Source organism: Diaphorobacter sp. HDW4B (assembly GCF_011305535.1).
Lineage (GTDB): Bacteria > Pseudomonadota > Gammaproteobacteria > Burkholderiales > Burkholderiaceae_C > Diaphorobacter_A.
Genome location: NZ_CP049905.1, coordinates 458,451 through 480,983, shown reverse-complemented (window position 1 = coordinate 480,983; position 22,533 = coordinate 458,451). Strand labels below are relative to the sequence as shown.

At 61.1% G+C, this 22,533-nt stretch carries 20 protein-coding genes and 1 tRNA gene; 7 read left to right on the top strand and 14 right to left on the bottom strand.

Annotated features, from left to right (window positions below; genetic code table 11):
• Positions 1-189: 189 nt before the first annotated feature.
• Both G7048_RS02245 and G7048_RS02240 read right to left on the bottom strand, forming a co-directional pair.
• Entirely contained in the window at positions 190-369 is a 180-nt protein-coding gene (locus G7048_RS02245) for a hypothetical protein (protein ID WP_166066594.1), read from the bottom strand.
• A 371-nt stretch (positions 370-740) separates the two neighbouring features.
• A protein-coding gene (locus G7048_RS02240) for an IS3 family transposase (RefSeq protein WP_166066593.1) occupies positions 741-1,891 on the bottom strand; the annotation gives its coding sequence in 2 pieces (ribosomal slippage) (positions 741-1,645 and positions 1,645-1,891; 1,152 coding nt in all).
• A gap of 435 nt (positions 1,892-2,326) precedes the next feature.
• On the opposite strand from G7048_RS02240, the gene G7048_RS02235 reads away from it, so the two are divergent.
• Positions 2,327-3,340, top strand: a complete 1,014-nt coding sequence (locus G7048_RS02235) for a site-specific integrase (RefSeq protein WP_166066592.1) — start codon at positions 2,327-2,329, stop codon at positions 3,338-3,340.
• A gap of 43 nt (positions 3,341-3,383) precedes the next feature.
• Here G7048_RS02235 and G7048_RS02230 read toward each other — a convergent pair.
• From G7048_RS02230 to prfB, 4 genes are all read right to left on the bottom strand, one after another.
• Positions 3,384-3,459 (bottom strand) — tRNA-Thr (locus G7048_RS02230).
• Positions 3,460-3,508: 49 nt separating this feature from the next.
• A complete protein-coding gene (locus G7048_RS02225) occupies positions 3,509-4,513 on the bottom strand; it encodes a class 1 fructose-bisphosphatase (protein WP_166066591.1) in 1,005 nt (334 codons plus the stop codon).
• A gap of 104 nt (positions 4,514-4,617) precedes the next feature.
• The gene (gene pepN, locus G7048_RS02220; protein WP_166070745.1) at positions 4,618-7,326 is read right to left on the bottom strand and encodes an aminopeptidase N; all 2,709 of its coding nucleotides are present in this window, start codon (positions 7,324-7,326) and stop codon (positions 4,618-4,620) included.
• A gap of 69 nt (positions 7,327-7,395) precedes the next feature.
• Positions 7,396-8,500, bottom strand: a protein-coding gene (prfB, locus tag G7048_RS02215) for a peptide chain release factor 2 (RefSeq protein WP_166066590.1) whose coding sequence is annotated in 2 segments (ribosomal slippage) — positions 7,396-8,418 and positions 8,420-8,500 — 1,104 coding nt in all. Because the reading frame shifts where the segments join, the coding sequence is not laid out codon by codon here.
• A 524-nt stretch (positions 8,501-9,024) separates the two neighbouring features.
• On the opposite strand from prfB, the gene G7048_RS02210 reads away from it, so the two are divergent.
• Together G7048_RS02210 and G7048_RS02205 are read left to right on the top strand one after the other, a co-directional pair.
• Positions 9,025-9,729 carry a response regulator transcription factor gene (locus G7048_RS02210; protein WP_166066589.1) on the top strand — a complete coding sequence of 235 codons (705 nt, stop codon included), beginning with the start codon at positions 9,025-9,027 and terminating at the stop codon, positions 9,727-9,729.
• Positions 9,726-11,723 (top strand): 7TM diverse intracellular signaling domain-containing protein, encoded by a 1,998-nt coding sequence (locus G7048_RS02205; RefSeq protein ID WP_240933133.1) that lies wholly within the window; start codon positions 9,726-9,728, stop codon positions 11,721-11,723. The genes G7048_RS02210 and G7048_RS02205 overlap by 4 nt, the downstream gene beginning before the upstream one ends.
• A 24-nt stretch (positions 11,724-11,747) precedes the next feature.
• Here G7048_RS02205 and G7048_RS02200 read toward each other — a convergent pair whose 3' ends face one another.
• Positions 11,748-12,677 (bottom strand): alpha/beta fold hydrolase, encoded by a 930-nt coding sequence (locus G7048_RS02200; protein ID WP_166066588.1) that lies wholly within the window; start codon positions 12,675-12,677, stop codon positions 11,748-11,750.
• A gap of 167 nt (positions 12,678-12,844) precedes the next feature.
• Here G7048_RS02200 and G7048_RS02195 point away from each other — a divergent pair, with 167 nt between their 5' ends.
• Genes G7048_RS02195 through plsY form a run of 3 tightly spaced genes read left to right on the top strand, consistent with a single transcriptional unit; the run spans position 12,845 to position 15,130 of the window.
• Positions 12,845-13,906 carry an aldo/keto reductase gene (locus tag G7048_RS02195; protein WP_166066587.1) on the top strand — a complete coding sequence of 354 codons (1,062 nt, stop codon included), beginning with the start codon at positions 12,845-12,847 and terminating at the stop codon, positions 13,904-13,906.
• Between the two features lie 29 nt (positions 13,907-13,935).
• Positions 13,936-14,436: a Cys-tRNA(Pro) deacylase gene (ybaK, locus tag G7048_RS02190; protein ID WP_166066586.1), complete on the top strand. Its 501-nt coding sequence runs from the start codon at positions 13,936-13,938 to the stop codon at positions 14,434-14,436.
• Positions 14,437-14,494: 58 nt separating this feature from the next.
• Positions 14,495-15,130 (top strand): glycerol-3-phosphate 1-O-acyltransferase PlsY, encoded by a 636-nt coding sequence (gene plsY, locus G7048_RS02185; RefSeq protein WP_166066585.1) that lies wholly within the window; start codon positions 14,495-14,497, stop codon positions 15,128-15,130.
• A gap of 206 nt (positions 15,131-15,336) precedes the next feature.
• Here the strand turns inward: plsY and G7048_RS02180 are convergent, their stop codons facing one another.
• The 3 genes from G7048_RS02180 to G7048_RS02170 form a co-directional block, all read right to left on the bottom strand.
• Complete coding sequence (locus G7048_RS02180) at positions 15,337-16,350, bottom strand: HD domain-containing phosphohydrolase (RefSeq protein ID WP_240933132.1); 1,014 nt, start codon at positions 16,348-16,350, stop codon at positions 15,337-15,339.
• Between the two features lie 156 nt (positions 16,351-16,506).
• Positions 16,507-17,160 carry a TIGR02281 family clan AA aspartic protease gene (locus tag G7048_RS02175; RefSeq protein ID WP_166066584.1) on the bottom strand — a complete coding sequence of 218 codons (654 nt, stop codon included), beginning with the start codon at positions 17,158-17,160 and terminating at the stop codon, positions 16,507-16,509.
• Positions 17,161-17,179: 19 nt separating this feature from the next.
• Complete coding sequence (locus G7048_RS02170; RefSeq protein WP_166066583.1) at positions 17,180-17,665, bottom strand: YajQ family cyclic di-GMP-binding protein; 486 nt, start codon at positions 17,663-17,665, stop codon at positions 17,180-17,182.
• Between the two features lie 66 nt (positions 17,666-17,731).
• Here G7048_RS02170 and murB point away from each other — a divergent pair, with 66 nt between their 5' ends.
• Positions 17,732-18,805, top strand: a complete 1,074-nt coding sequence (gene murB, locus G7048_RS02165; protein ID WP_166066582.1) for a UDP-N-acetylmuramate dehydrogenase — start codon at positions 17,732-17,734, stop codon at positions 18,803-18,805.
• A 19-nt stretch (positions 18,806-18,824) separates the two neighbouring features.
• On the opposite strand, the gene G7048_RS02160 is transcribed toward murB, so the two are convergent.
• From G7048_RS02160 to G7048_RS02145, 4 genes are all read right to left on the bottom strand, one after another.
• Positions 18,825-19,280: a hypothetical protein gene (locus tag G7048_RS02160; RefSeq protein ID WP_166066581.1), complete on the bottom strand. Its 456-nt coding sequence runs from the start codon at positions 19,278-19,280 to the stop codon at positions 18,825-18,827.
• Positions 19,281-19,464: 184 nt separating this feature from the next.
• Positions 19,465-20,436, bottom strand: coding sequence for a tripartite tricarboxylate transporter substrate binding protein (locus G7048_RS02155; protein WP_166066580.1), 972 nt, complete (start codon positions 20,434-20,436; stop codon positions 19,465-19,467).
• A gap of 277 nt (positions 20,437-20,713) precedes the next feature.
• Entirely contained in the window at positions 20,714-22,054 is a 1,341-nt protein-coding gene (gene argG / locus G7048_RS02150) for an argininosuccinate synthase (protein WP_166066579.1), read from the bottom strand.
• A gap of 49 nt (positions 22,055-22,103) precedes the next feature.
• Positions 22,104-22,421: a pyrimidine/purine nucleoside phosphorylase gene (locus G7048_RS02145; RefSeq protein ID WP_166066577.1), complete on the bottom strand. Its 318-nt coding sequence runs from the start codon at positions 22,419-22,421 to the stop codon at positions 22,104-22,106.
• Between the last annotated feature and the right edge of the window lie 112 nt (positions 22,422-22,533).

The window sequence follows — 22,533 nt, the reverse complement described above, 5'->3', positions numbered from 1 at the left end:
GCTCGACAAGTGAAGCTGGAGTTATCGTTGAGGGACCATCATGCTCCGTTTCGACTCCAGCCTCCGCTCCGGCACACTCCTCGGGCAAGAGATGCCTGCATCAGCCTCGGTGTTGAAAGCAGGATTTCGTAGTCACTTTTTCGCTGTGCGGACGCATTCAATGTGCTCTCGAAGGCGCACGGAATGGGATCATCGCCACTTGATTTCCACCAGTTCGATCTCATACCCCTTGTGCTTGTCGCGCAGGGATTGCATCACCAGTGTTTCGCTTTTTGACTTGACCGTTCCAGACCAGGTGCTGCCGGTCCACGGGCCTGTTCCGGGTGTCTTGCGATAGCGGTAGCGGACGTTTGCGTATTCGGATGCCATGGGATTTCTCTCGAAGAATGTTGTTGCGACCGAGAAATCGTAGCTAGCGATGCGTCGAGCTGTGTCGCAATCGAACATGAGCTGCTTCGAGTGCACGGAAGAACATCCGTGCATCCTAAATGTGGATTCGAAGTCAGTGGTGAGGCGCTGATGGACAAGGTGCCAAGAATGCCCGTTGCCTACGTGCCGCCTACATTCCTTGCAAAAAGAAAAAGCCCGCTATCTGTTGAATAGCGGGCCTTCCTTTACTGACTTGGTGCCGGAGACATGAATCGAACACCCGACCTTCTCATTACGAAGGTGGCTTGGTGTCTCTGAGGCGCTGTAAATGCCTCTGGGCGTGTGACTCCGTTTGAATCGCCCCGGATTTCCTAGACACTGTTGAGCCGTTGGGAATGCCGTCTTTCGAACTCTACCGGAGAGATATCTCCGGCGGTGCCATGACGCCTTTTCGGGTTGTAAAACATCTCGATGTAGTTGAAGACATCAGCCCTGGCCTCATCGCGCGTCGGGTAAATCTGGCGGCGAATACGCTCGCGCTTGAGCAACTGGAAGAAGCTCTCGGCCACGGCGTTGTCGTGACAGTTGCCGCGACGACTCATGCTGGAGACCAGATTGTGATCTCGCAGAAAGCCCTGCCAGTCATGGCCTGTAAACTGACTACCCTGATCCGAATGCACCATGACAGGCAGCTTAGGCCTGCGACGCCACAAGACCATCAACAGTGCATCGAGCACCAAGCCAGTATCGATGCGGCTGCCCATAGACCAGCCAACAACCTGACGTGAGAACAGGTCAACCACCACCGCCAGATACAGCCAACCTTCATGGGTGCGGATGTATGTGATGTCAGTCACCCAAGCTTGGTTGGGCTCGGCCGCTGCGAAGCGGCGCTGCAAGTGATTGGGCGCGACGATGGCAGGTTTGCCGCCACGCATGCCTGCACGGCGTTTGTAGCCCGTCTGTGAGCGCAGCCCCTCGATTTTGAGCAGTCGTGCCACGCGATGCTTGCCGCAGCTCTCGCCCAAATCACGCATGTCCATGGTCAGCTTGCGATAGCCATAGACGCCACCACTCTCGAGCCACGCATGCTTGAGAAGACCCAACAGACGTTGATCGTCCTTTGCACGCAGGCTCATCGGTTGCGCCTTCCAGGCGTAGTAGCCGCTAGGGTGTACAGCCATGACCTTGCACAGTCGGCGAATGCTGTACTCACCTTCATGGCGCTTGATGAATGCGTACTTCACCCGGACTGCTTGGCAAAGTACGCTGCGGCCTTTTTTAGGATGTCGCGCTCCTCTGTGACTCGCTTGAGTTCAGCCTTCAGTCGTCGCAACTCCTCGGTTTGTGACACCTGTGCCGGCCGATCATGGGCAGGCGTTCCTTGAGCCTTGATCCATTGATAAAGGCTGTGCTGACTTACGCCTAGTCGGGCTGAAACATCGGCCACCTTATGGCCGCGCTCAGTGATCTGCTTGACTGCTTCGGTCTTGAATTCTTGGGGATATCTTTGGTTACTCATAGCACCTCCTATTGGGCCTTAGATTTGAGGCTCAGAGGTGTCTAGAAAACCCGGGGCGATTCAGAACGTCAACGTTGTTCGGGCCGTGTGGCGCTCCGTGATTGGTGACTTTGGGGGGAACATTGATGTTCAAAGCAGAAAGCGCAACAGTGCCCGTGCTCCATCCAAGATAGCTTCGTATCTTTCGAAATACATGATGAAGGCATACGACGAAGGCGATGCATGGAGCAATCGGTTCAGTTCGAGTAAAGGAATTACGGTTCCTAAGCCTGAACGCATACGTTTTGCGGGTTATTCGATGGTGGACGTGGCTATCGCTGTTTTCAATGACCTGCCGGAGTATTCCTCCGAGCAACTGATATGGCGGTTGAGTCGATTCAAGGATGCTATGTCTTGGGTCTTGGACACAAACATACGATCTCGATGGGAGCCAGAATGACTCTCTACAAACGTTCAAACTCACCATATTGGTGGATGAAGTTCGCCCCGATTCGTGGGGAAATCAAGCCGCTCTACAGGAGTACGGGAACATCGAATAAACGGGATGCGCAGCGCCTTCATGACAAGCTGCAAGCTGAGCGATGGCAGGTAGATCGGCTGGGAGTTCGTCCCGAGAAAACCTGGGATGATGCTGCTGCACGATGGCTTGATGAGACCTCTCACAAGCGTACTCACGCATGGGACATATCGATGCTGAAGTGGTTTGCTCCGTACCTTTCCGGCAAGGCCTTGAACGATGTGGATCGGGAGACTCTGGAGCGAGTGCGACAGATGCGAGCGAAGGGTGCTGCGCCCGCAACGGTGAATCGGTACATGGCCTTGGTGCGTGCGATCTTGCGTCGTGCTCGTGACGATTGGGAATGGCTCGATCGCATTCCGAAAGTCTCGATGCTTCGCGATCGCGGTGGGCGTATTCGTTCGCTCACGCGTGAAGAGTTTGTGCGCTTGCTTGGCGAGTTGCCACAGCATTTACGCGATATGGCGGAGTTCTCGGTCGCGACCGGGCTGCGGCAAGGCAACGTGACGCGGCTTCAATGGAAACAGATAAGCCTTGAGCGGCAACACCTGTGGATCGCTGCGGATCAGCATAAGAATGGTCACGCGCATGCGGTGCCATTGAATGCGATGGCTATGGCGGTGCTTGAACGGCGTAAAGGCGATCACCGCACACATGTTTTCACTTACGAGGGTGAACCCATCGTCCAGGTCAACACGAAGGCGTGGCGGTCGGCGTTGAAGCGTGCGGGAATCGAAAATTTCCGCTGGCATGACTTGCGCCATACCTTTGCTACTTGGCACCGGGAAGCTGGCACGCCCACTTGGGAGTTACAGCGTCTGGGGGGCTGGAAAACGCAGTCGATGGTGGATCGATACGCGCATGTCGCGCCAGAGGGCTTGCAACTGGCGGCATCTAGGCTAGATAATCTGCTCGGAGTTACACGCCGGTGACACAGCAAAAAGGGGTCAGTCCTTGCGAACTGGCCCCTTCATTTGGTGCCGGAGACATGAATCGAACACGCGACCTTCTCATTACGAATGAGCTGCTCTACCGACTGAGCTACACCGGCGAAGTCTTCGATTATATACCGAAAAATTTTTCGATGTAGCTGATCTGGATCACTCGGCGTGGTAGCTGGTGACGCGTTCGACTTCGTTCTTGGAGCCGAGGATCACGCTGACGCGTTCGTGCAGTTGGCCGGGTTGGATGTCCAGAATGCGTTGCTTGCCGTTGGTGGCCAAGCCGCCGGCCTGTTCGACGAGCCAGCCCATGGGGTTGGCTTCGTACATCAGGCGCAGTTTGCCAGGCTTGTTGGGTTCGCGCTTGTCCCAGGGGTACATGAAGATGCCGCCGCGCATGAGGATGCGGTGCACGTCGGCGACCATGCTGGCGATCCAGCGCATGTTGAAGTCCTTGCCGCGTGGGCCTTCCTTGCCGGCGAGGCATTCGTCGATGTAGCGCTTCACGGGGGCGTCCCAGTGGCGCATGTTGCTCATGTTGATCGCGAATTCCTTGGTGTCTTCGGGGATGCGGATGTTGTCGCGCACCAGAACGAAGGAGCCTTGCTCGCGGTCGAGGGTGAACATGGCGACGCCGTCGCCCACGGTCAGCACCAGCGTGGTCTGTGGGCCGTAGATGCAGTAGCCGGCAGCGACTTGCTGCGTGCCGGGTTGCAGGAAGTCGTTGTCGTGCACGCCGGGGTGGCCGTCGGGCTTCTTGAGCACGCTGAAGATCGTGCCGATGCTGACGTTGACGTCGATGTTGGAGGAGCCGTCGAGTGGATCGAACAGCAGCAGGTATTCGCCTTGCGGGTAACGGTTGGGCACCACGTAGATGCCTTCCATTTCTTCCGAGGCCATGGCTGCCAGGTGGCCGCCCCATTCGTTGGCTTCGATCAGCGTTTCGTTGGCGATGATGTCCAGTTTCTTCTGGACTTCGCCTTGCACGTTTTCGCTGCCTGCGGTGCCCATGACGTCACCGAGTTCGCCTTTGTTGACGGCGAAGCTGATGCGCTTGCAGGCGCGTGCGACGACTTCGAGCAGCAGGCGCAGTTGGGGTGGGATGAGGCCGTCGACGCGCTGCTGTTCGACCAGATAGCGCGTGAGGCTGGTGCGTTGTGCCATTTTTTTGGTATCTCCTGAATACAGAATCTTGTGGGGCCGACCAACATGTCAGGAGCGTCAAAAAACGCGCTGACACGTCAGATCGTTGATCTCGAATTGTCCGCTCAATCCGCGAGTGCGCGGGTGATGACCTCACGCACGTCGTTGCTCAGATCGGGCTTGGCCGCTACGCGCTCGATGGCGGCCTTGGCTTGCGAGCGGTAGGGCTCGGCCAGCTTGCGCCAGCGGTCCATGGCACGTGCGAGGCGCGATGCGACTTGCGCGTTGAAGCCGTCGAGTTCCAATACGCGGTCGGCCCAGTAGGCGTAGCCTTGGCCGTCGGCACGGTGGAACGCGCCGGGGTTGGCGTTGCAGTAGCTGAAGATCACGCTGCGTGCGCGGTTGGGGTTCTTGATCTGGAAGTCGGGCTGCTTCATCAGCTCGCGCACGGCGGGAAGGATGTTGCCGTTGCGATCGGACGTGCCGGCCTGCAGTGCGAACCACTTGTCGACCACGAGGTCCTCGTCTTTGAACAGGGCGTGGAAGCGTTCCAGCGCGGGCTTGGCAAGCTCGTGTCCGGTGCCCACCAACGCGGCCAGCGCGTTGAAGCGGTCGGTCATGTTGCCTGCGTCCTTGAAGCGCTGGTACGTCTTGCCGGGCCACAGCGTGTCACCGCTCTTGCGGGCGGCCAGACACAGCATGTGCAGGGCGTGACCGGCAAGCGAGCGGCGACCTGCGGATGCAGCGTCGGGGCTGTAGGCACCCGGTGTCTGGTGCTCTTCGTAGGCCCAGATCCAGTCGGCATGCAGGGTGCTGGCCAGCTCTGCGCGCATGGCTTCACGCACGGCGTGGATGCGCTGCGGATCGGCTTCTTCCAGTTGCTCGGCGATGTAGCCTTCGGATGGCAGCGTGAGCACCAGGTCCTTGAAAGCCGCGTCGAGCGATGGGTTGCGCAGTACGTCGCGCATGGCTTGCACGAAGGCTGGCGGCAGGATGGATTGCTCGATCTCGCCTTGCGCGTTGGTCGTCAGCGCCGGGTTGGCGATGGCGGCGAGCGCGATGCGCATGCCGAGACGCTGACCGGCTTCCCAGCGGTTGAACGGATCGGTGTCGTGGGCCAGCAGGTTCAGCAGATCGGTGTCGCTGAAGTCGTAGTCCAGCACGACGGGCGCGCTGAAGCCGCGCAGCAGCGATGGCACGGGGGCCGAGTCCACGTTGACGAAGGTGATCGTCATGTTGGGCTCGGTCAGCACGATGGTGCCTTCCGTGCCGCTGGCTTGGTCGTCGCCTTGTTGCTGCAGGGGCAGGGCGGCGCCGTTGGCACCGAGCAGGCCAAGCGACACGGGGATCACGAACGGTTTCTTGCTTGGCTGGCCCGGTGTGGCGGGGCAGCTTTGCGAGAGCGTCAGCGTGTAGGAGCACGCGTCGGTGTCATACACGCCTGATGCGCGAACGCGCGGCGTGCCAGCCTGGCTGTACCAGCGCTTGAACTGTTCGAGGTTCTGCGTGAGCGGGCTGTGCGGGTTCGCATCGGCAATCGCCTGCACGAAATCGTCGCAGGTCACGGCATGGCCGTCGTGGCGCTCGAAGTACAGCTTCATGCCCTGCGCGAAGCCGTCGCGGCCCACCAGGTTGTGCTGCATGCGCACGACTTCCGCACCCTTTTCATAGATGGTGACGGTGTAGAAATTGTTGATTTCCACATAGCTGTCGGGGCGCACGGGGTGGGCCATCGGGCCTGCGTCCTCGGGGAACTGCACGGTGCGCAGCACGCGCACGTCCTCGATGCGCTTGACCGCGCGGGCCGACTCGCTGCCCGCCATGTCCATGCTGAATTCCTGATCGCGGAAGACGGTGAGGCCTTCTTTCAGCGAGAGCTGAAACCAGTCGCGGCAGGTGACGCGGTCACCTGTCCAGTTGTGGAAGTACTCGTGGCCGACCACCGATTCGATGTTGGCAAAGTCCACGTCGGTTGCGGTGGACTGGCTGGCCAGCACGTACTTGGTGTTGAAGATGTTCAGGCCCTTGTTCTCCATCGCGCCCATGTTGAAGTCGCTGGTGGCGACGATCATGAAGCGTTCGAGATCGAGCGACAGACCAAAGCGCGTCTCGTCCCAGGCGATCGATGCCATGAGCGAGTTCATCGCGTGTTCGGTCTTCTCCAGATCGCCGGGGCGCACGTAGACCTGCAGCAGGTGTTTGTTGCCTGCGCGGCTCTTGATGTGCTGCTCGCGCGCGACCAGCTTGCCCGCCACCAGTGCGAACAGATAGGCCGGCTTCTTGTGCGGATCGACCCACTTGGCGAAGTGGCGGCCATCTTCCAGATCGCCGCTGTCGACCAGATTGCCGTTGGACAGCAGCACCGGGTACTGCGCCTTGTTGGCGCGCAGCGTGACGGTGTACATCGCCATCACATCGGGACGGTCGAGGAAATAGGTGATGCGGCGAAAGCCCTCGGCCTCGCACTGCGTGAAAAAGGTGTCGTTGCTGACGTACAGGCCAGACAACTGGGTGTTCTTGGCGGGCGCGCAGGTCGTGAAGATTTCCAGATCGATGGGCGCATCGCCTTCGGGCAGGTTTTCCAGCACGAGCTGGTTGCCGTCCATCTTGAACGAGGTGCCGCCGCCGTTGACCATCACGCGGGCCAGGTTCAGCTCTTCGCCGTCCAAACGCAGCGGCTGAGGCGCGACGTCCATGTTGCGGCGGATGCGCATCTTGCTGAGCACGCGCGTCTTGGCCGGGTCCAGATCGAAAGTGAGATCGACGGTGTCGATCCAGAACGCCGGTGCTGTGTAATCGAGCCGCTGAATGGCAGTGGCTTGTCCTTCTCTCATCATGGCTTGAATCTTTCCTTGAAGTGAGCAGAGATGAATAAAGGCCGCTGCAAAGAGCGGCCCTGGGTATCAAACGCCTTGTTTGAGGGAGGCTTCGATGAACACGTCCAGATCGCCGTCCAGCACCTTCTGCGTGGCGGAGACTTCGACGTTGGTGCGCAGGTCCTTGATGCGGCTGTTGTCCAGCACGTAGGAGCGGATCTGGTGACCCCAGCCCACATCGGTCTTGGTGTCCTCGAGCTTTTGCTGCTCTTCCATGCGCTTGCGCATTTCGTAGTCGTACAGGCGCGAGCGCAGACGTTGCCAAGCCACATCGCGGTTGCTGTGCTGGCTGCGGCCATCCTGACATTGCACGACGATGCCGGTGGGCATGTGCGTCAGACGCACGGCCGAATCGGTCTTGTTGATGTGCTGACCACCCGCGCCGGAAGCACGGTAGGTGTCGGTGCGCACATCGGCCGGATTGATGTTGATCTCGATGGAGTCATCGATTTCCGGATAGACGAACAGCGAAGCGAACGAGGTGTGACGGCCACCCGACGAGTCGAACGGCGACTTGCGCACGAGGCGGTGCACGCCGGTTTCGGTGCGCAGCAGGCCGAAGGCGTATTCGCCCTCGATCTTGATGGTCGCGCTCTTGATGCCCGCCACGTCGCCGCCGGTTTCTTCTTCGACCGTGGCCTTGAAGCCCTTGCGTTCGGCGTACTTGAGGTACTGGCGCAGCAGCATGCTGGCCCAGTCGCACGCTTCGGTGCCACCGGCTCCAGCCTGGATGTCGACAAAGCAGTTCAGCGGATCGGCTTCCTGGCTGAACATGCGGCGGAATTCCAGCTCCTCGATCAGCGGCTGCAGCTTGGCAGCTTCGCCCTCGATGGTTTCGAGGCCGGCTTCGTCGCCTTCTTCCTTGCTCATCTCGTAGAGCTCGGTGTTGTCGGCCAGCTCACCCGTGAGCTTTTCCAGCGTCAGCACGACGGAGTCGAGCGACTTCTTTTCCTTGCCCAGTTCCTGAGCCTTCTTGGGATCGTTCCAGACGTTGGGGTCTTCGAGCGATGCGTTTACCGTGCGCAGGCGTTCAAACTTTGCATCGTAGTCAAAGATACCTCCGAAGCTCTTCTGTCCGGGTGGACAGATCTTGGAGGGTGGTGCCAATCAGGTTGATGCGTTCTGCGTCCATTTTCGTGATTCCTTGAGTTCTGTTTTATGTAAGCAACCCGTTATTTTCTCATGGATGGCGGAAGCCACTCCCGGGGCACAGGTAGCGACGGGTTTTGCCTGGCCTTTGGTTGACAGGTGAGGGCACTCACGGGTTTCGAAAGTCCGTTCCAATCGATGTTCTTCATTTGATTGCCAACCCCTTTGCTTGGGATGGAGAACTAGGGTTAATACTAGGTGGTTTGGACCTCAAATTCACCTGTTTAGGGGATATACGGCCAGCGAAATGACCTCTAGCATCGAATGTGATTTTTGCCTTTCGTCACATTTTGTATCTTGAAGTTAGAGAAGCCCTTGGTCGATACCCTTGCAACCATTCAAATGGCCCCGGTTCTCCTGGTCGAACTGATCGGGCGGGAGACATTCGCGCTGACGTTGATGGATCGGTCGTTGCCCGATGGCCGGGGCCTTGGGCTCATCCGCGGATCTGCGTCGAGAGACTAATATCACCTTCTTCCCAACTCACAAAAAATCAAATCAAAACCCATGGTGTCGTCCCCTCCCCAAGCCCCCTCGATCCCTTCCAGTGAAATCACCTTGCCCGTCCCCGTGCTGGTCGTGGAGGACGAGCCGCTGCTGCAGCGTCGACTGAAGAATGTGCTGTGTCAGCTGGGGTACACCGAGAGCAATCTGGTGATCGTCGATTCGCTGGCGGCGGCGCGGGCGTATCTGAGTCACCAGCCGGTGGCTCTGGCGCTGGTCGATCTGGAGCTGCCGGACGGCAATGGCCGCTCGCTGATTCTGGAGTTGCGTGCGGACGATCCGGGGCTCGGGATTCTGGTCGTGTCGGCCTGGAGTTCCGAAGAGGCGATTCTGGGCGCGCTGCGTGCCGGTGCCACGGGCTATGTGCTCAAGGAGCGCGATGACCTGGAGGTGTCACTGTCGATTCGCAGCGTGCTGCGCGGCGGGGCGCCTATCGACCCATTCATTGCGCGGCGCATTCTGGAGCTGCTGCCGGTGGCCCCGAAGGCTGCCAACCCCGTGCCGAACAGCGACACGGAACTGACCGAGCGCGAGTGCGACATCCTGCGCCATGTGGCGAGCGGGCTGACCAATCGCGAGATCGCGGAACAGGTGATGCTGTCGCGCTTCACGGTGGATACGCACATCAAACGCATCTACCGCAAGCTGGCCGTGTCATCGCGCGTGTCGGCGGTGCAACAGGCCAAGGTGAGAGGGTTGCTCGGGTGAGTCTGGGGGCGGTTCATGGAGTGCGTGATCGCGGTGCCGGTCGCTGGTGGTGCGTGCTGGTGTTTTTGCTCTTGGCGATGTGGGCGTGGGCGGCTCCGGGCAGGGCGCTCGCGGAGTCGCATTTCGATTCCAAATCCGAAGCCCAAACCAAGACCTGCGAGCCCTACATCCTGACGACGCAGATGGCGTTCGACCCCGAGCCGCAGAAATCGCTGGACGGCAGGCTGGCGCAGGCCTATCCGTATCCCCCCGTGCTGGGCTGGCAACAGGTGAAGATTCCGCACGTGTGGCCCAAGAAAAACGTGGATGTCACCCTGACCGCGTGGTATCGGATCGAATGGCGCAGCGAGTGCAAGAACGCGCAAGGGGTTCTCAGCCCGGTGGCCCTGGGGTTGGATGCGTTGAGCATGGCCGGGGCGGTCTACAGCAACGGGGATCTGATCTGGACGGACTCGTCGCTGGTTCCTCCGCTGTCGGCAAGCTGGAACATGCCGCGCTGGTGGCAACTGCCGAGGTCGTCGTTGCATGAGGGCGTGAACACCATCTGGATTCGTGTGACCGGGCTGGCCCAGGATCAGGCAGGCATTGGCGCGCTGTATCTGGGAAGCCTGCAGAAGGTGCGCGAACACAACGAGAACAGCGTCTGGCGGCAACGCACCGCCTATCTGCTCACCGGCATGATGTCCGGGGCGGTCGGGATCATCTTTCTGGTGGTGTTCCTGATGTACCGCACCGACCGTTCCTACGGCTGGTTTGCGCTGATGTCGTTGATCTGGGTGGTCTATCTCTATACCGTGCTGGCGACCGACGCGAGGCCGTTCAACGACAACATTTCGATGACGAGGGCGAGCGTGTCGCTGTTCCTTCTGTACGTGGGCTGTTTCTGTCAGTTCACCTGGATTTTCGGGGGACAGCATTTGCCCCGGTTGACCCAAGCGCTGTGGCTGTGCGTGTTGTGCTCCGTGGTCACCATCATGCTGGCCCCACGCGCGTACATTCGCGAGTTCACGCAGGTGCTGTTCCTGTCGGGTGTTCTGGTCTTCATGCTGAACTGCCTGCAGTTCCAGTGGCATGCGTGGAAAACCCGTGAGCCGCGCCACTTGCTGCTGGCTGCGTGCTGGCTCATCTTCATCATCGTGGCAGTGCACGACCTCTTCGTCATCTTTGGCGCGTGGGAGGGTGCGGAGTCCTGGTCCTCGGTCTCCGGCCCCATCGCCACGGTGTTCATGGCGCTGCTGCTGGGCACGCAGCTCGGCTCGCAGATGCGGCGCATCGCCCGGTTCAACGATGAACTGACGATCAAGATCAACAATGCGCGGCACGACCTCTCGCAGGCGCTGGAGCGCGAGCATGTGCAGCGCGTTCGCAATGCCAAGGCGCAGGAGCGGGTGGAGATTTCGCACGATCTGCACGATGGCCTCGGCGCGAGTCTGGTGCGCTCGATGGCCATGGTCGAGCAGGCGCAGCAGCCGATTCCGAATGACCGCGTGCTGTCGCTGTTCAAGGTGCTGCGCGACGACTTGCGGCAGGTGATCGACCATGGCTCCAGCGCTGGCGTCACGGTGCCGGCCACGCCCATCGAATGGATGGCGCCGCTGCGCTATCGCTTCACCAACATCCTGGACGATCTGGGCATCGATTCTGAATGGCGCGTGCCTGCGCAGTGGGTGGCCAAGCCCACGGCCGTGCAATGCCTGGCGCTCACGCGCGTGGTCGAGGAATCGCTGTCCAACATCATCAAGCACAGCCGTGCGCGCCATGTGCTGGTCGAGTGCTGCCTGGCCGATCCCGCGAAGCTGGTGCTGCGCATTCAGGACGACGGCGTGGGCTTCGACGTGGCCGCCGTGCGGTTGGCGGGCCTGAGCGTGGGCCTGCGCAGCATGGAGGCGCGGGCGCAGCGCATGGGTGCGGAATTCGTGGCCACCTCACGCGCTGGAGAGACAGTGCTGACCATCGCACTGCCGCTGGCGAGGCCGGATCTGGCGGTGGTCTGAAAGCGGCCTGATCGCTGGAAGTCGTCAGGCGAGGAATGCTTCGATGAGCCGGGCCACGGCCTCGGGCTGGTCGTGGTGCAGCATGTGGGCCGCGTCCATCACCTGCGCCGAACGTGCATTCGGTACATGGGCGAGGCGCTGGTGGAAGTCGGCCAGCGAATAGGTGCCGTTCGACCATTTGCCGATGTGGTTTTCTTCCGCCTCCACCGACAGCACCGGGGCCTTTATGGCTTCGTAGAGCGCCAGCATTTCATCGGCACGAAACAGCATCGGCGTGATGATCTTGTGCGCGGACGATCCGAGAATGTGCCAGCGGCCCTGCGCATCGGGGGCTGCCCAGTGCTGCGCCAGCCACTGCGCCTTGTCGGCGGAAATGCGCGGGTTGGTCTTCATGAGGCGCAGCGCGACGCCATCCACGCTGTCGTAGGGCTTGAGGTCCATGCCGCCCTGTTCGTATTCGCGCAGCTCGTTCAGCCAGCGTGCATAACGTTCGGGCGCTTGCGCGGGGCGGGTGGCGGCCATGCCGAATCCTTCGAGATTGACGAGCCGCCGAATCCGCTCGGGACGCGCGCCAGCGTACATCATGCTCACATTGCCGCCCATGCTGTGACCGACCAGATCCACAGGCGCATTCGGCGAGAAATGGTCGAGCAGCCGGTCCAGATCGGCCAGATAGTCGGCAAAGACATAGTGGTCGCAGGTGTGCTCCGGCATGCTGTGCCCGAAGCCGCGCCAGTCGGGGGCGATGATCAGCCGGCCCTGCGCGAACGCGTCGCTGAACGCATCGACGACGAACTGGTAGGACGCGCCCACGTCCATCCAGCCATGCACCATCACGAGCGGCGGCAGCGCAGTCGCCGCCTGCGCATCGGGATCACCCCACACGCGAACGTGGTAGCGCAGCGTGCGCACGGGAATCGAGAGCTGGCGGGCAGGGCGTTTTTCGGTGTACATGCCGCGCATTATCGACAGTCGGCCGAGCTCGATGTGTCACCAAGGTTTCGTCGGACTCAGCGCACGGTGCAACGCGATGCGCCGATGTTGTCTATGATTTCCTCTGAATTTTCAGGGAGCGGAAATCCGGAGGCGGGTTCTGCTTGCCTGCCACCGATTGGAACCCCATGAATCTGATTTCCCTTGGTCAAAGCGATTTGAAGGTCACCCCCATTTGTCTGGGCACGATGACGTTTGGCGAGCAGGTCTCGCAGCAGACTTCTCATGCCATCCTCGACCGCTCGCTCGAACGCGGAGTGAACTTCGTCGACACGGCCGAGATGTATGCCGTGCCGACCCGCAAGGAGACCGCTGGCGCGACCGAGACCATCATTGGCAACTGGTTCGAGTCCCACCCCGGCGTGCGCAATCGCGTGGTGCTGGCCAGCAAGGTGGCGGGCCCCACGCGCGCCACGCCGTGGATTCGTGAGGGCACGGGCATGACGGCTGCCGACATCATCGCGTCGTGCGAAGGCAGTCTCAAGCGTCTGAAGACCGATGTGATCGACCTCTACCAGATCCACTGGCCCGAGCGCCACGTGCCTGCGTTTGGCCTGACGTACTACGAGCCCAGGAAGGAAACGACCACGACGCCGATCCTGGAGCAACTGCTGGCGCTGGCCCAATTGGTGAAGGCAGGCAAGGTGCGCTACATCGGCCTGTCGAACGAAACGCCCTACGGCGTGCATGAATTCGTGAAGTTTGCCGAGCAGTTGGGACTGCCGCGCGTGGTGTCGGTGCAGAACCCGTATTCGCTGCTCAACCGCACCTGGGAAAACGCGATGGACGAGAGCTGCCATCGCCTTGGCGTGTCGCTGCTGGCCTATTCGCCGCTCGGCTACGGGCTGCTCAGCGGCAAGTACGACCAGAGCGGAACGACCGGGCCGGATGCGCCTGCCGAGGCGCGGCTCACGATGTTCGAGTCGATGCGCAAGCAGCGCTGGGGACGCAAGGAATCGTGGGAAACCGGCAAGCTCTACAACCAGCTCGCACGCGACAACGGCCTGACGCCGACGCAGATGGCGCTGGCGTTCTGCTACACCAAATGGCAGGTCGCAAGCACGATTCTGGGCGTGACGACGGTGGCGCAGCTCGATGAGGACATCGACATCTGGGGCACGCAACTTTCGCCCGAAGTGCTGAAAGAGATCGACGCGATCCGCAAGCAGCACCGCGACCCCGCGCAATGATTTTTGGCGAGCACTGACCACAGATTCACATGAGCAAGAAAGACAAGGCCGCGCATGTCAGCGAGACACCGGCCACGCAACTGCTGCGCACGAACAAGGTGGAATTCACCGAGCATCCGTATGAATACGTCGAGCATGGCGGCACCGAGCACAGCGCCCAATGTCTGGGCTTGGATGAGCATCAGGTCGTCAAGACACTGGTGATGCAGGACCAGGATGCCAAGCCGCTGATCGTGCTGATGCATGGCGACTGCAAGGTGTCCACCAAGAATCTGGCGCGGCAGATCGGCGCGAAAAGCGTCGAGCCCTGCAAGCCGGAAGTGGCCAATCGGCACAGCGGCTATCTGGTCGGCGGCACCTCGCCATTCGGCACGAAGAAGCGCATGCCGGTCTACATCGAGCAGACGATTCTGGACCTGCCGCGCATCGCCATCAATGGCGGCAGGCGCGGATTTCTGGTGCAGTTGAATCCGCAGGTGTGCGTCGATCTGCTCGAAGCCAAGCCGGTGCAGTGCGCGCTGGCAGAATAGCGGCCTGAAACAAAAACCTCATTCCAACTTCATTCATTCCTTCAGCTGATCGGATCCCGTGAGCCCCATCGTCCTTTCCATCGTCGTCACCATCGCGGCCTATCTCATCGGCTCGCTGTCGTTTGCGGTCATCGTCAGCCGCGTGATGGGGCTCAATGATCCCCGCACCTACGGCAGCGGCAACCCCGGCGCGACCAATGTGCTGCGCTCGGGCAGCAAACCCGCCGCCGTCCTGACCTTGCTGCTCGATGCGGTGAAGGGTTGGTTGCCCGTGGTGCTGGTGCGCTGGTTCGGTCAGCCCTACGGGCTGGAAGAGGGCACGATTGCCGCGGTCGGTCTGGCAGCTTTCCTGGGCCATCTCTGGCCGGTGTTCTTCAAGTTCAAGGGCGGCAAGGGCGTGGCGACGGCTGCGGGCGTGCTCATCGGCATCAGCGGCTGGCTGGGTCTGGCGACGCTGGCGACCTGGTTGATCATCGCCGTGTTCTTCCGCTACTCGTCGCTGGCCTCGCTGGCCGCAGCCGTGTTTGCGCCGTTCTTCTATGTGCTGGGCGGCGGCGTGGCGTGGACCATGGACGCGCGCATCGGTGTCGCCATCGCCATCATGTCCGGCCTGCTGATCTATCGCCACAAGGAAAACATCGGTCGCTTGCTGGCTGGCAAGGAATCGAAAATCGGCTCGAAGAAGAAGGGCTGAGTTTCTTTGGAGCACGCTGGGCAGCCGGTTCAAGCGCGGTCCCACATGCAGCAAAGAGGATTCAGATCCTCAGCCAAGTGCGCGGCCTTCGATCTGTTCGCAGCTCTAGCCAGCAACCCCCAGCAAGGGCCGCCCCGCAGCGAAGGGGTGTTCCCCCTCCGCCGCGCCAAGCGCGGCATGAGAGAGGGGGGAAGGCGCAAAGCGCTTCAGGGGGGTGTTCCCAATCTTTTTCCGGCAGCCATCAAACCCATGCGCACCATGGTGTAGTGGTTCGTTCCCATGCTCACGGCACTGCTCGGCAGGGCGTTGATCACGCGGCGCTTGCCGTGCACGGTGTAGTGCAGTTCGGGTTCGGGATAGGCCTCGCCGTCCGAGTCCATCAGGCTGGCGACGATGGGAAAGCTCGTGGATTCACCGCGGCGCAGCACGATGGCGGTGTCGCCGTTGTCCAGTTTCACAAACGTGCCGGGCGGGCACAGGCCCACGGTGCGGACCAGAATGAAGCCGACCTCGTCGCTTTGCGAGACATTCTTGCCGAGCAGGGCGCGCATCGACTCCGTGGCGCTGCGGCCGGGGCGCGATTTGCGCGGGCTGATGAAGGCGGCATAGCGATCCACCGAGGCCAGAATGTGCGTGAGACGTTCTTCGGGCTGCAGGTTCTTGAGCGGCTCGCGGGCACGATCGCGTTGGGGTGCGTGGTGGTATGCGACCGAATCGAGCCACAGATCGTCGGCCACGCCCACATGTTCGAGCAGCGCCATGCCTTTTTCGGCGTGGCGGTTGATGGCTTCCTGCTGCTGTGCGGTGATCGGGTCGGCGCGTTCGGCCAGTTCGTCCTGCAGCACGGTCATGCCGATGTTCATGGTGAAGGCGGCGCGCACGAGGCTGTCGCGTTCATGGCGCGGAAGGCCGAGTTCCTGTGCGAGGATGTGGCAGAGCGTTGCGCACACCAGCGCGTGCGATGCGCTGTAGCTGGTGCTGTGGGTGGAGGCGAGTTGGAAAATCAGGTACAGCGTGGAGTCCACGTCGTGCGCGACCATTTCCTGCAGCCACTGATCGCATTGCCGCATCTTGGTCGGAAAGTCGGTGGCCTGCTCCGGGCGGCGCAACAGAAAGGCCAAAGTCGCCTGCAGGTCGCCCCACTGGGCCAGCAGATCCTCGTATTCATTGGCCGACGCGGATTCAGCAGCGGTTGCCATGGTTCCTGCAAGTGCGCTCATCTTGTTTTTCTTTTGAGGGTGATCGATCTGTCCGTGGGCCTTTGCGCCGTTTCTCTGGAAAGGTGCGATAGGGCTTGCAGATCATTGTGGCATTTGCGGTGGATGGTCGATATTGGCGGTGATACCGAGGTGCTGCGAGCCAGCAGGGCGTAGACTCTATTTTCTCTCCAGCACCATCTCGTCGTTGTTGCGGCTCATCTGGAAGGCGTTCAGAAAGCTGTTGCCCAGCAGGACGTAGGGCATGGACTGGGGCAGCACGACGGCATCCACATTGCGCAATTCGATGTCACCAGCACGCACGCTTTCCAGACGGATCCGGTGTGCCTCGACGTTGCCGTTGCCGGTTCCGATCATGACCGGCTGGCCGTCCCGGTACTTCACGCCCATGCGCGCGGCTTCGGACTGGCTGATGGCGACGAGCGTCGCACCGGTATCGACCATGTAGCGCATGACCTGACCGTTGATCAGGCCCGAACTCACGAAGTGACCTCGCGCATCGGCTCGCAGCACGATGCGCTGTTTGCCGCCACCGCCGGTGCTCACATGCACAGGCGTGTCGCCCAGACGCAGCGTGACGCGGGCGCCCTCGGATTCGACAATCGCGTTGTCGCTGCCGACCGAGATCACCTTGATGCCCGAAGCCGAGTCGCCCGCGCCCAGCGTGCGCGGCGCTTTGCCGTCGATGACGAGCAGCGCCTTGTTGCCCAGAACGCCCACCAAGGCGGCTTGTTGGGCCAAGGCCGGAATTGCCAGACCCAGCAGCAAGCTGGCGATGGCCGCTTTGGCGAAGACGGGAGCAGCTCGGGGCATGGGACGGTGGTTCGCTCGATCAGTCGCGGAAATTGTCGAACGACAGCGGCAGGTCGGCGATGTCCTTGCGGATCAGCGCCATGGCGGCCTGCAGGTCGTCGCGCTTGGCACCGGTCACGCGCACTTTTTCTTCCTGAATGGCAGCCTGCACCTTGAGCTTGCTTTCCTTGAGCAGCTTCTGGATCTTCTTGGCGTTTTCGCTGTCGATGCCGTTGCGCACCTTCACCACCTGCTTGAGCTTGTCGCCGCCGATCTTCTGGGCCTTTTCCACATCGAGAAAACGCACATCCACATTGCGCTTGGTGAGCTTGTTGCGCAGGATGTCCTCGACCTGCTGGAGCTGGAAGTCGGCGTCGCCGAACATGGTGATTTCCTTGTCCTTGAGCTCCACAGCAGCGGACGAGCCCTTGAAGTCAAAGCGGGTGCCGATTTCCTTGGCGGTGTTTTCCACCGCGTTCTTCACTTCAACAAAATTGGCTTCGAGGACGGTATCAAAAGAAGGCATGGCATTACTCTCGGAATCTACATACAAACCCGATGGCGTTTTCGCCCGGGTGCGACAATTGGGTCGATGTTAGTCGAGAACAACGTTCCTCTCCAGCAATACAACACCTTTGGCATCGTTGCCAAGGCGCATACGCTGGTGCGCGCCCAATCGGTTCAGGATGTGCGCGACCTGATTTCCGACCCTGAACTGGCCAAACAGCCCGTCTTCGTGCTGGGCGGCGGCAGCAACATCGTGATCACCGGGGACGTCAAGCCCGTGGTGCTCAAGATGGAGATCAAGGGCCTGCGCCTCGTCGAGGAAACCGACAAGGCCTGGATCATCGAGGCCGGTGCAGGCGAGGTCTGGCACGAGGCCGTGGCCTGGACCATCGACAACGGTTTTCCGGGGCTGGAAAACCTGGCGCTGATTCCCGGCACCGTGGGCGCTGCTCCGGTGCAGAACATCGGTGCCTATGGCGTGGAACTGCAGGATCGCTTCGATTCGCTGGATGCAGTCGACCTGGCCACCGGCAACCGTTTTTCGCTGAACGCGGCCCAATGCGCCTTCAGCTACCGCGATTCGATCTTCAAGCACGCGCCGTCGGCTGCTGGCGAATACAGCGATCTGCCGCGCGGCATGGGGCTCAAGGGTCGGGCGGTAATCACCCATGTGCGCTTTCGCCTGCCCAAGCAGTGGCGCGCCGATCTGGGCTATGCCGATCTGGAGCGCAAGATGGCGGAAACGGGCATTGCGGAGCCCACTCCCAAGCAGATCTTCGACTGGGTCTGCGAGATTCGCCGCGCCAAGCTGCCCGATCCGGCGGTCATCGGCAATGCGGGAAGTTTCTTCAAGAACCCGACGGTCACCGAGTACCAATGCGCTGACATCATCGCGCGCGAGCCCAAGATCGTGCATTACCCGATGGCGGACGGCTCCATCAAGCTGGCGGCGGGTTGGCTGATCGATGCCTGCGGCTGGAAGGGCAAGACCATCGGCAAGGCCGGGGTCTACGAGAAACAGGCGCTGGTGCTGGTCAATCGCGGCAGTGGCGAAGACAGCGTGACGGGCGGGGAAGTGATGACGCTGGCCCGGGCGATCCAGACCAGCGTCTACGAGCGTTTCGGCATCCGGCTGGAGCCGGAGCCGGTGGTCGTCTGATGAAGCGGATGGTGGGCGGTTACTGAGCGCCCAGACGCCAGAACGAAGCGCGGAAGATCAGGCTCTGAATCTTGTTGGGAGCCTTTTCCTCTACACCGATCTCCAGCGGCACAAAGGCCTTCTGGCAGTCGAGCAGATACGCGGTGATGTTCGGCGCGGGGCTGTTGATGCGACCCACTAGCTTGCAAGAGCCGACGCTGTCGCGCAACTGCTTCATGGCTTGCTGCACCTGCTCGGGCGTGGCTTGCTTGTTGAATTCTGCCGAGAACATGTCGGCGTTCAATGCTGCACCAACGCCTTCGAGGGAATCGACAATGGACTTGGTGCGCTTGTCGAGGGCTTTCTGAACGGCTTCGCTGGGGCCGGATGGGGCCGCTGCAGCCTGCTTGGCGTTGTCTTCTGCTGCCAGAACGGCGCTGGCGCTTGTGGCGGCCATGAGCGCGGCGACGAGCAACGTGGGAATGCGATTCTTCACGGGAATTCCTGACTTCCTTGGATTTCGGTGTCGCTACTGTAGCGCTCACGCTCGCAGTGTGGTTATCGAGCCGGTTACAGCTTCATGAATTTGAAAGTGAAAAGGCCCGCAGCCGATAGTGGTTGCGGGCCTTTTGTTGCACCTGCACATTTCGCTGGAAAGGCAGGTCGCGTGCTGTCCGTCGTCAGTCAGCCGTGGCGCCGGAAGCCTTCACGGCCTCGCCCCACTTCTTGATGTCGGCGTCGATCAGCTTGGCGAAGTCGCCGGTGCTCATGCCGTAGGCTTCGGCGCCCAGATCGGAGATCTTCTGCTTGACGCTGTCCTGCTTGAGGATGTCCTGCACATAGCCGTTCATGCGCTCGGCCAGTTCCTTGGGCATGCCCTTGGAGCCGATCATGCCGTACCAAGGTTCCACTTCGAAATTGGTGAAGCCTTGCTCATGCAGGCTCTTCACGCCGGGGAACTTGGGCGAAGCGTGCTTGCTGGTGATGGCCAGCGCCTTGATCTTGCCCGCGTCGATCTGGGGCTTGAGCGGCACGGGGTTGTCGATGGCGTACTGCACTTCATTGCCCATCACGGCCAGAATCAGCGGGCCGGATCCCTTGTAGGGGATGTGGGGCGACTTCAGCTTGGTCTGCATCTGGAACATTTCCACGAGCATGTGCTGTGGCGAGCCGGGGCCTGCGGAGCCGAAGTTCACCTTGTCGGCCTTGATCTGCTTGAGCAGGTCGTCCATCGAGTTGATGCCCGACTTGGCGCTGGTCACCACCAGAAATGGAGCCTTGGCGATGGTGGTGATGGGTGTCAGATCCTTGCGTGGATCGTAGGGAACGCTCTTGTACAGCGTGGGCGAGATCACCACGGGGCTGCTGGAGCCCACGAGGAAGGTGCTGCCGTCCGGCTTGGCGCGGCTCACGAAGGCCGTGGCGATGTTGCCGTTGGCACCGGCCTTGCTGTCCACGATGACGGCGGCGTCGATGCGCTGCTCGAGCTCACGCGCGATGATGCGCGCCAGCATGTCGCTGGTGCCACCGGGCGAGTAGGGTTGCACCAGCGTGATGGTCTTGACGGGCCAGGCGTCCTTGGCGTGCACGATGGCGGGAGCACCAGCGGTGATCGCTACGGCGGCGGCGAGCAAAGCATTTCTGCGAAGCATGTATGTCCTTGGGGGGGCATGGGTCACGAAGGATGTGACCCGGAAAGCAAACAACAACGGACCCTTGCACGAGGGTGAGAGTCCACGAAGGTCGACGTCGGCAGAAGTGAGTTCCGCTGACTGACCGTGTAAACCCTGAATTGTGCTTCAGGACGACAATTGGCTCGCTTCGGATTCCGCTACGTGGCACGGGGGCAAAACTGTGCTACGTGTAGTGCATGGGCGTAAAAAAGCCGCCCGAGGGCGGCTTGCGGCGAAGTGATCGGCTGAGCCTGAATTACTTCTTGCTGCCGTCGTTCAGTTGCGCCAGTGCGGCGTCGCCACCCAGAGACAGCAGGCCGGCTTCGGAGTACACGCGCAGCTTGTCGCGGGTGTCGATGATGTCGAGGTTGCGCATGGTCAGCTGGCCGATGCGGTCGGCCTGGCTGAACGGCGCGTCTTCCACCTTTTCCATCGACAGGCGCTCTGGAGCGTAGGTCAGATTGGGTGATTCGGTGTTCAGCAGCGAGTAGTCGTTGCCGCGACGCAGTTCCAGCGTGACGGTGCCGGTGACGGCACGGGCGATCCAGCGCTGGGCCGATTCGCGCAGCATGATGGCTTGCGGGTCGAACCAGCGGCCTTGGTACAGCAGGCGGCCCAGACGCAGGCCGTTGATGCGGTACTGCTCGATGGTGTCTTCGTTGTGGATGCCGGTCACGAGGCGCTCATAGGCGGCGTGCAGCAGCGCCATGCCGGGAGCTTCGTAGATGCCGCGGCTCTTGGCTTCGATGATGCGGTTTTCGATCTGGTCGCTCATGCCGAGGCCGTGACGGCCACCGATGCGGTTGGCTTCGAGGAACAGTTCGACGGCGTCGTCAAAACGCTTGCCGTTCAGGGCGACCGGACGGCCTTCTTCGAAAGTCACCGAGACTTCTTCGGCCTTGACTTCGACTTCCGGCTTCCAGAACGCCACGCCCATGATCGGGTTGACGATGCGGATGCCGCTGTTCAGGAACTCCAGATCCTTGGCTTCGTGCGTCGCGCCAAGCATGTTGGAGTCGGTGGAGTAGGCCTTCTCGGCCGACATCTTGTAGCCAAAGCCTTCCTTGGTCATGAAGGCCGACATTTCAGCGCGGCCGCCGAGTTCGTCGATGAACGCCTTGTCCAGCCATGGCTTGTAGATCTTCAGCGATGGGTTGGTCAGCAGGCCGTAGCGGTAGAAACGCTCGATGTCGTTGCCCTTGAAGGTCGAGCCGTCGCCCCAGATGTTGACGTCGTCTTCCTTCATCGCGGCCACGAGCATGGTGCCGGTCACGGCACGGCCCAAAGGCGTGGTGTTGAAGTAGGTCACGCCGCCGGTGGAGATGTGGAACGCGCCTGCTTGAATCGCGGCAATGCCTTCGTTGGCGAGCTGCGTGCGGCAGTCGATCAGGCGGGCCTTCTCGGCACCGTATTCCATCGCCTTGCGGGGGATGGCGTCGTAGTCTTCTTCGTCGGGCTGGCCGAGGTTGGCGGTGTACGCGTAGGGCAGAGCGCCCTTGTTCTTCATCCAGCGCAGGGCTGCGCTGGTGTCGAGGCCGCCGGAGAAGGCGATGCCGACCTTCTGGCCGACGGGGGTGTTTTGCAGAATGTTTGCCATGAAGGGTATCCGTGTTTGTTGGGTGACTCAGCTTGGATTCGCCGGGGAATCAAGCGTAGTGGCAGATGTAGTGATAGGCCTCGGCCACGCGGATGTCGAACTTGGAGTTGGCCGCGATGCTGAACTTCTCGCCGGGGCCGGACTTCAGCCACTGGTCGGAGCCAGCGAGCTTGTATTCGCAGGAGCCGCCCACGCATTCCATGATTTCAGCGGCAGCCGTGCCGAAGGTCAGCTCGGAAGCGAGCACCACGCCCACGGACTTCTTCGTGCCGTCGGGATAGGTGAGGTTGTGGCTCACGCACTTGCCGTCAAAGTACACGTTGGCTTTGGTGGTAACGGAAACGCTGTCGATCTTTTCGGTGGTCATGGAAGTGCGCTGAAAGTCAGAGGATTGGAGATAGGCGAAACCCTCAATTCTAGGCTCCCGCGACGGGGCAGTGGTTTTGTGCGGATTGGAGAATTTTTCGTCCACTGCGGAA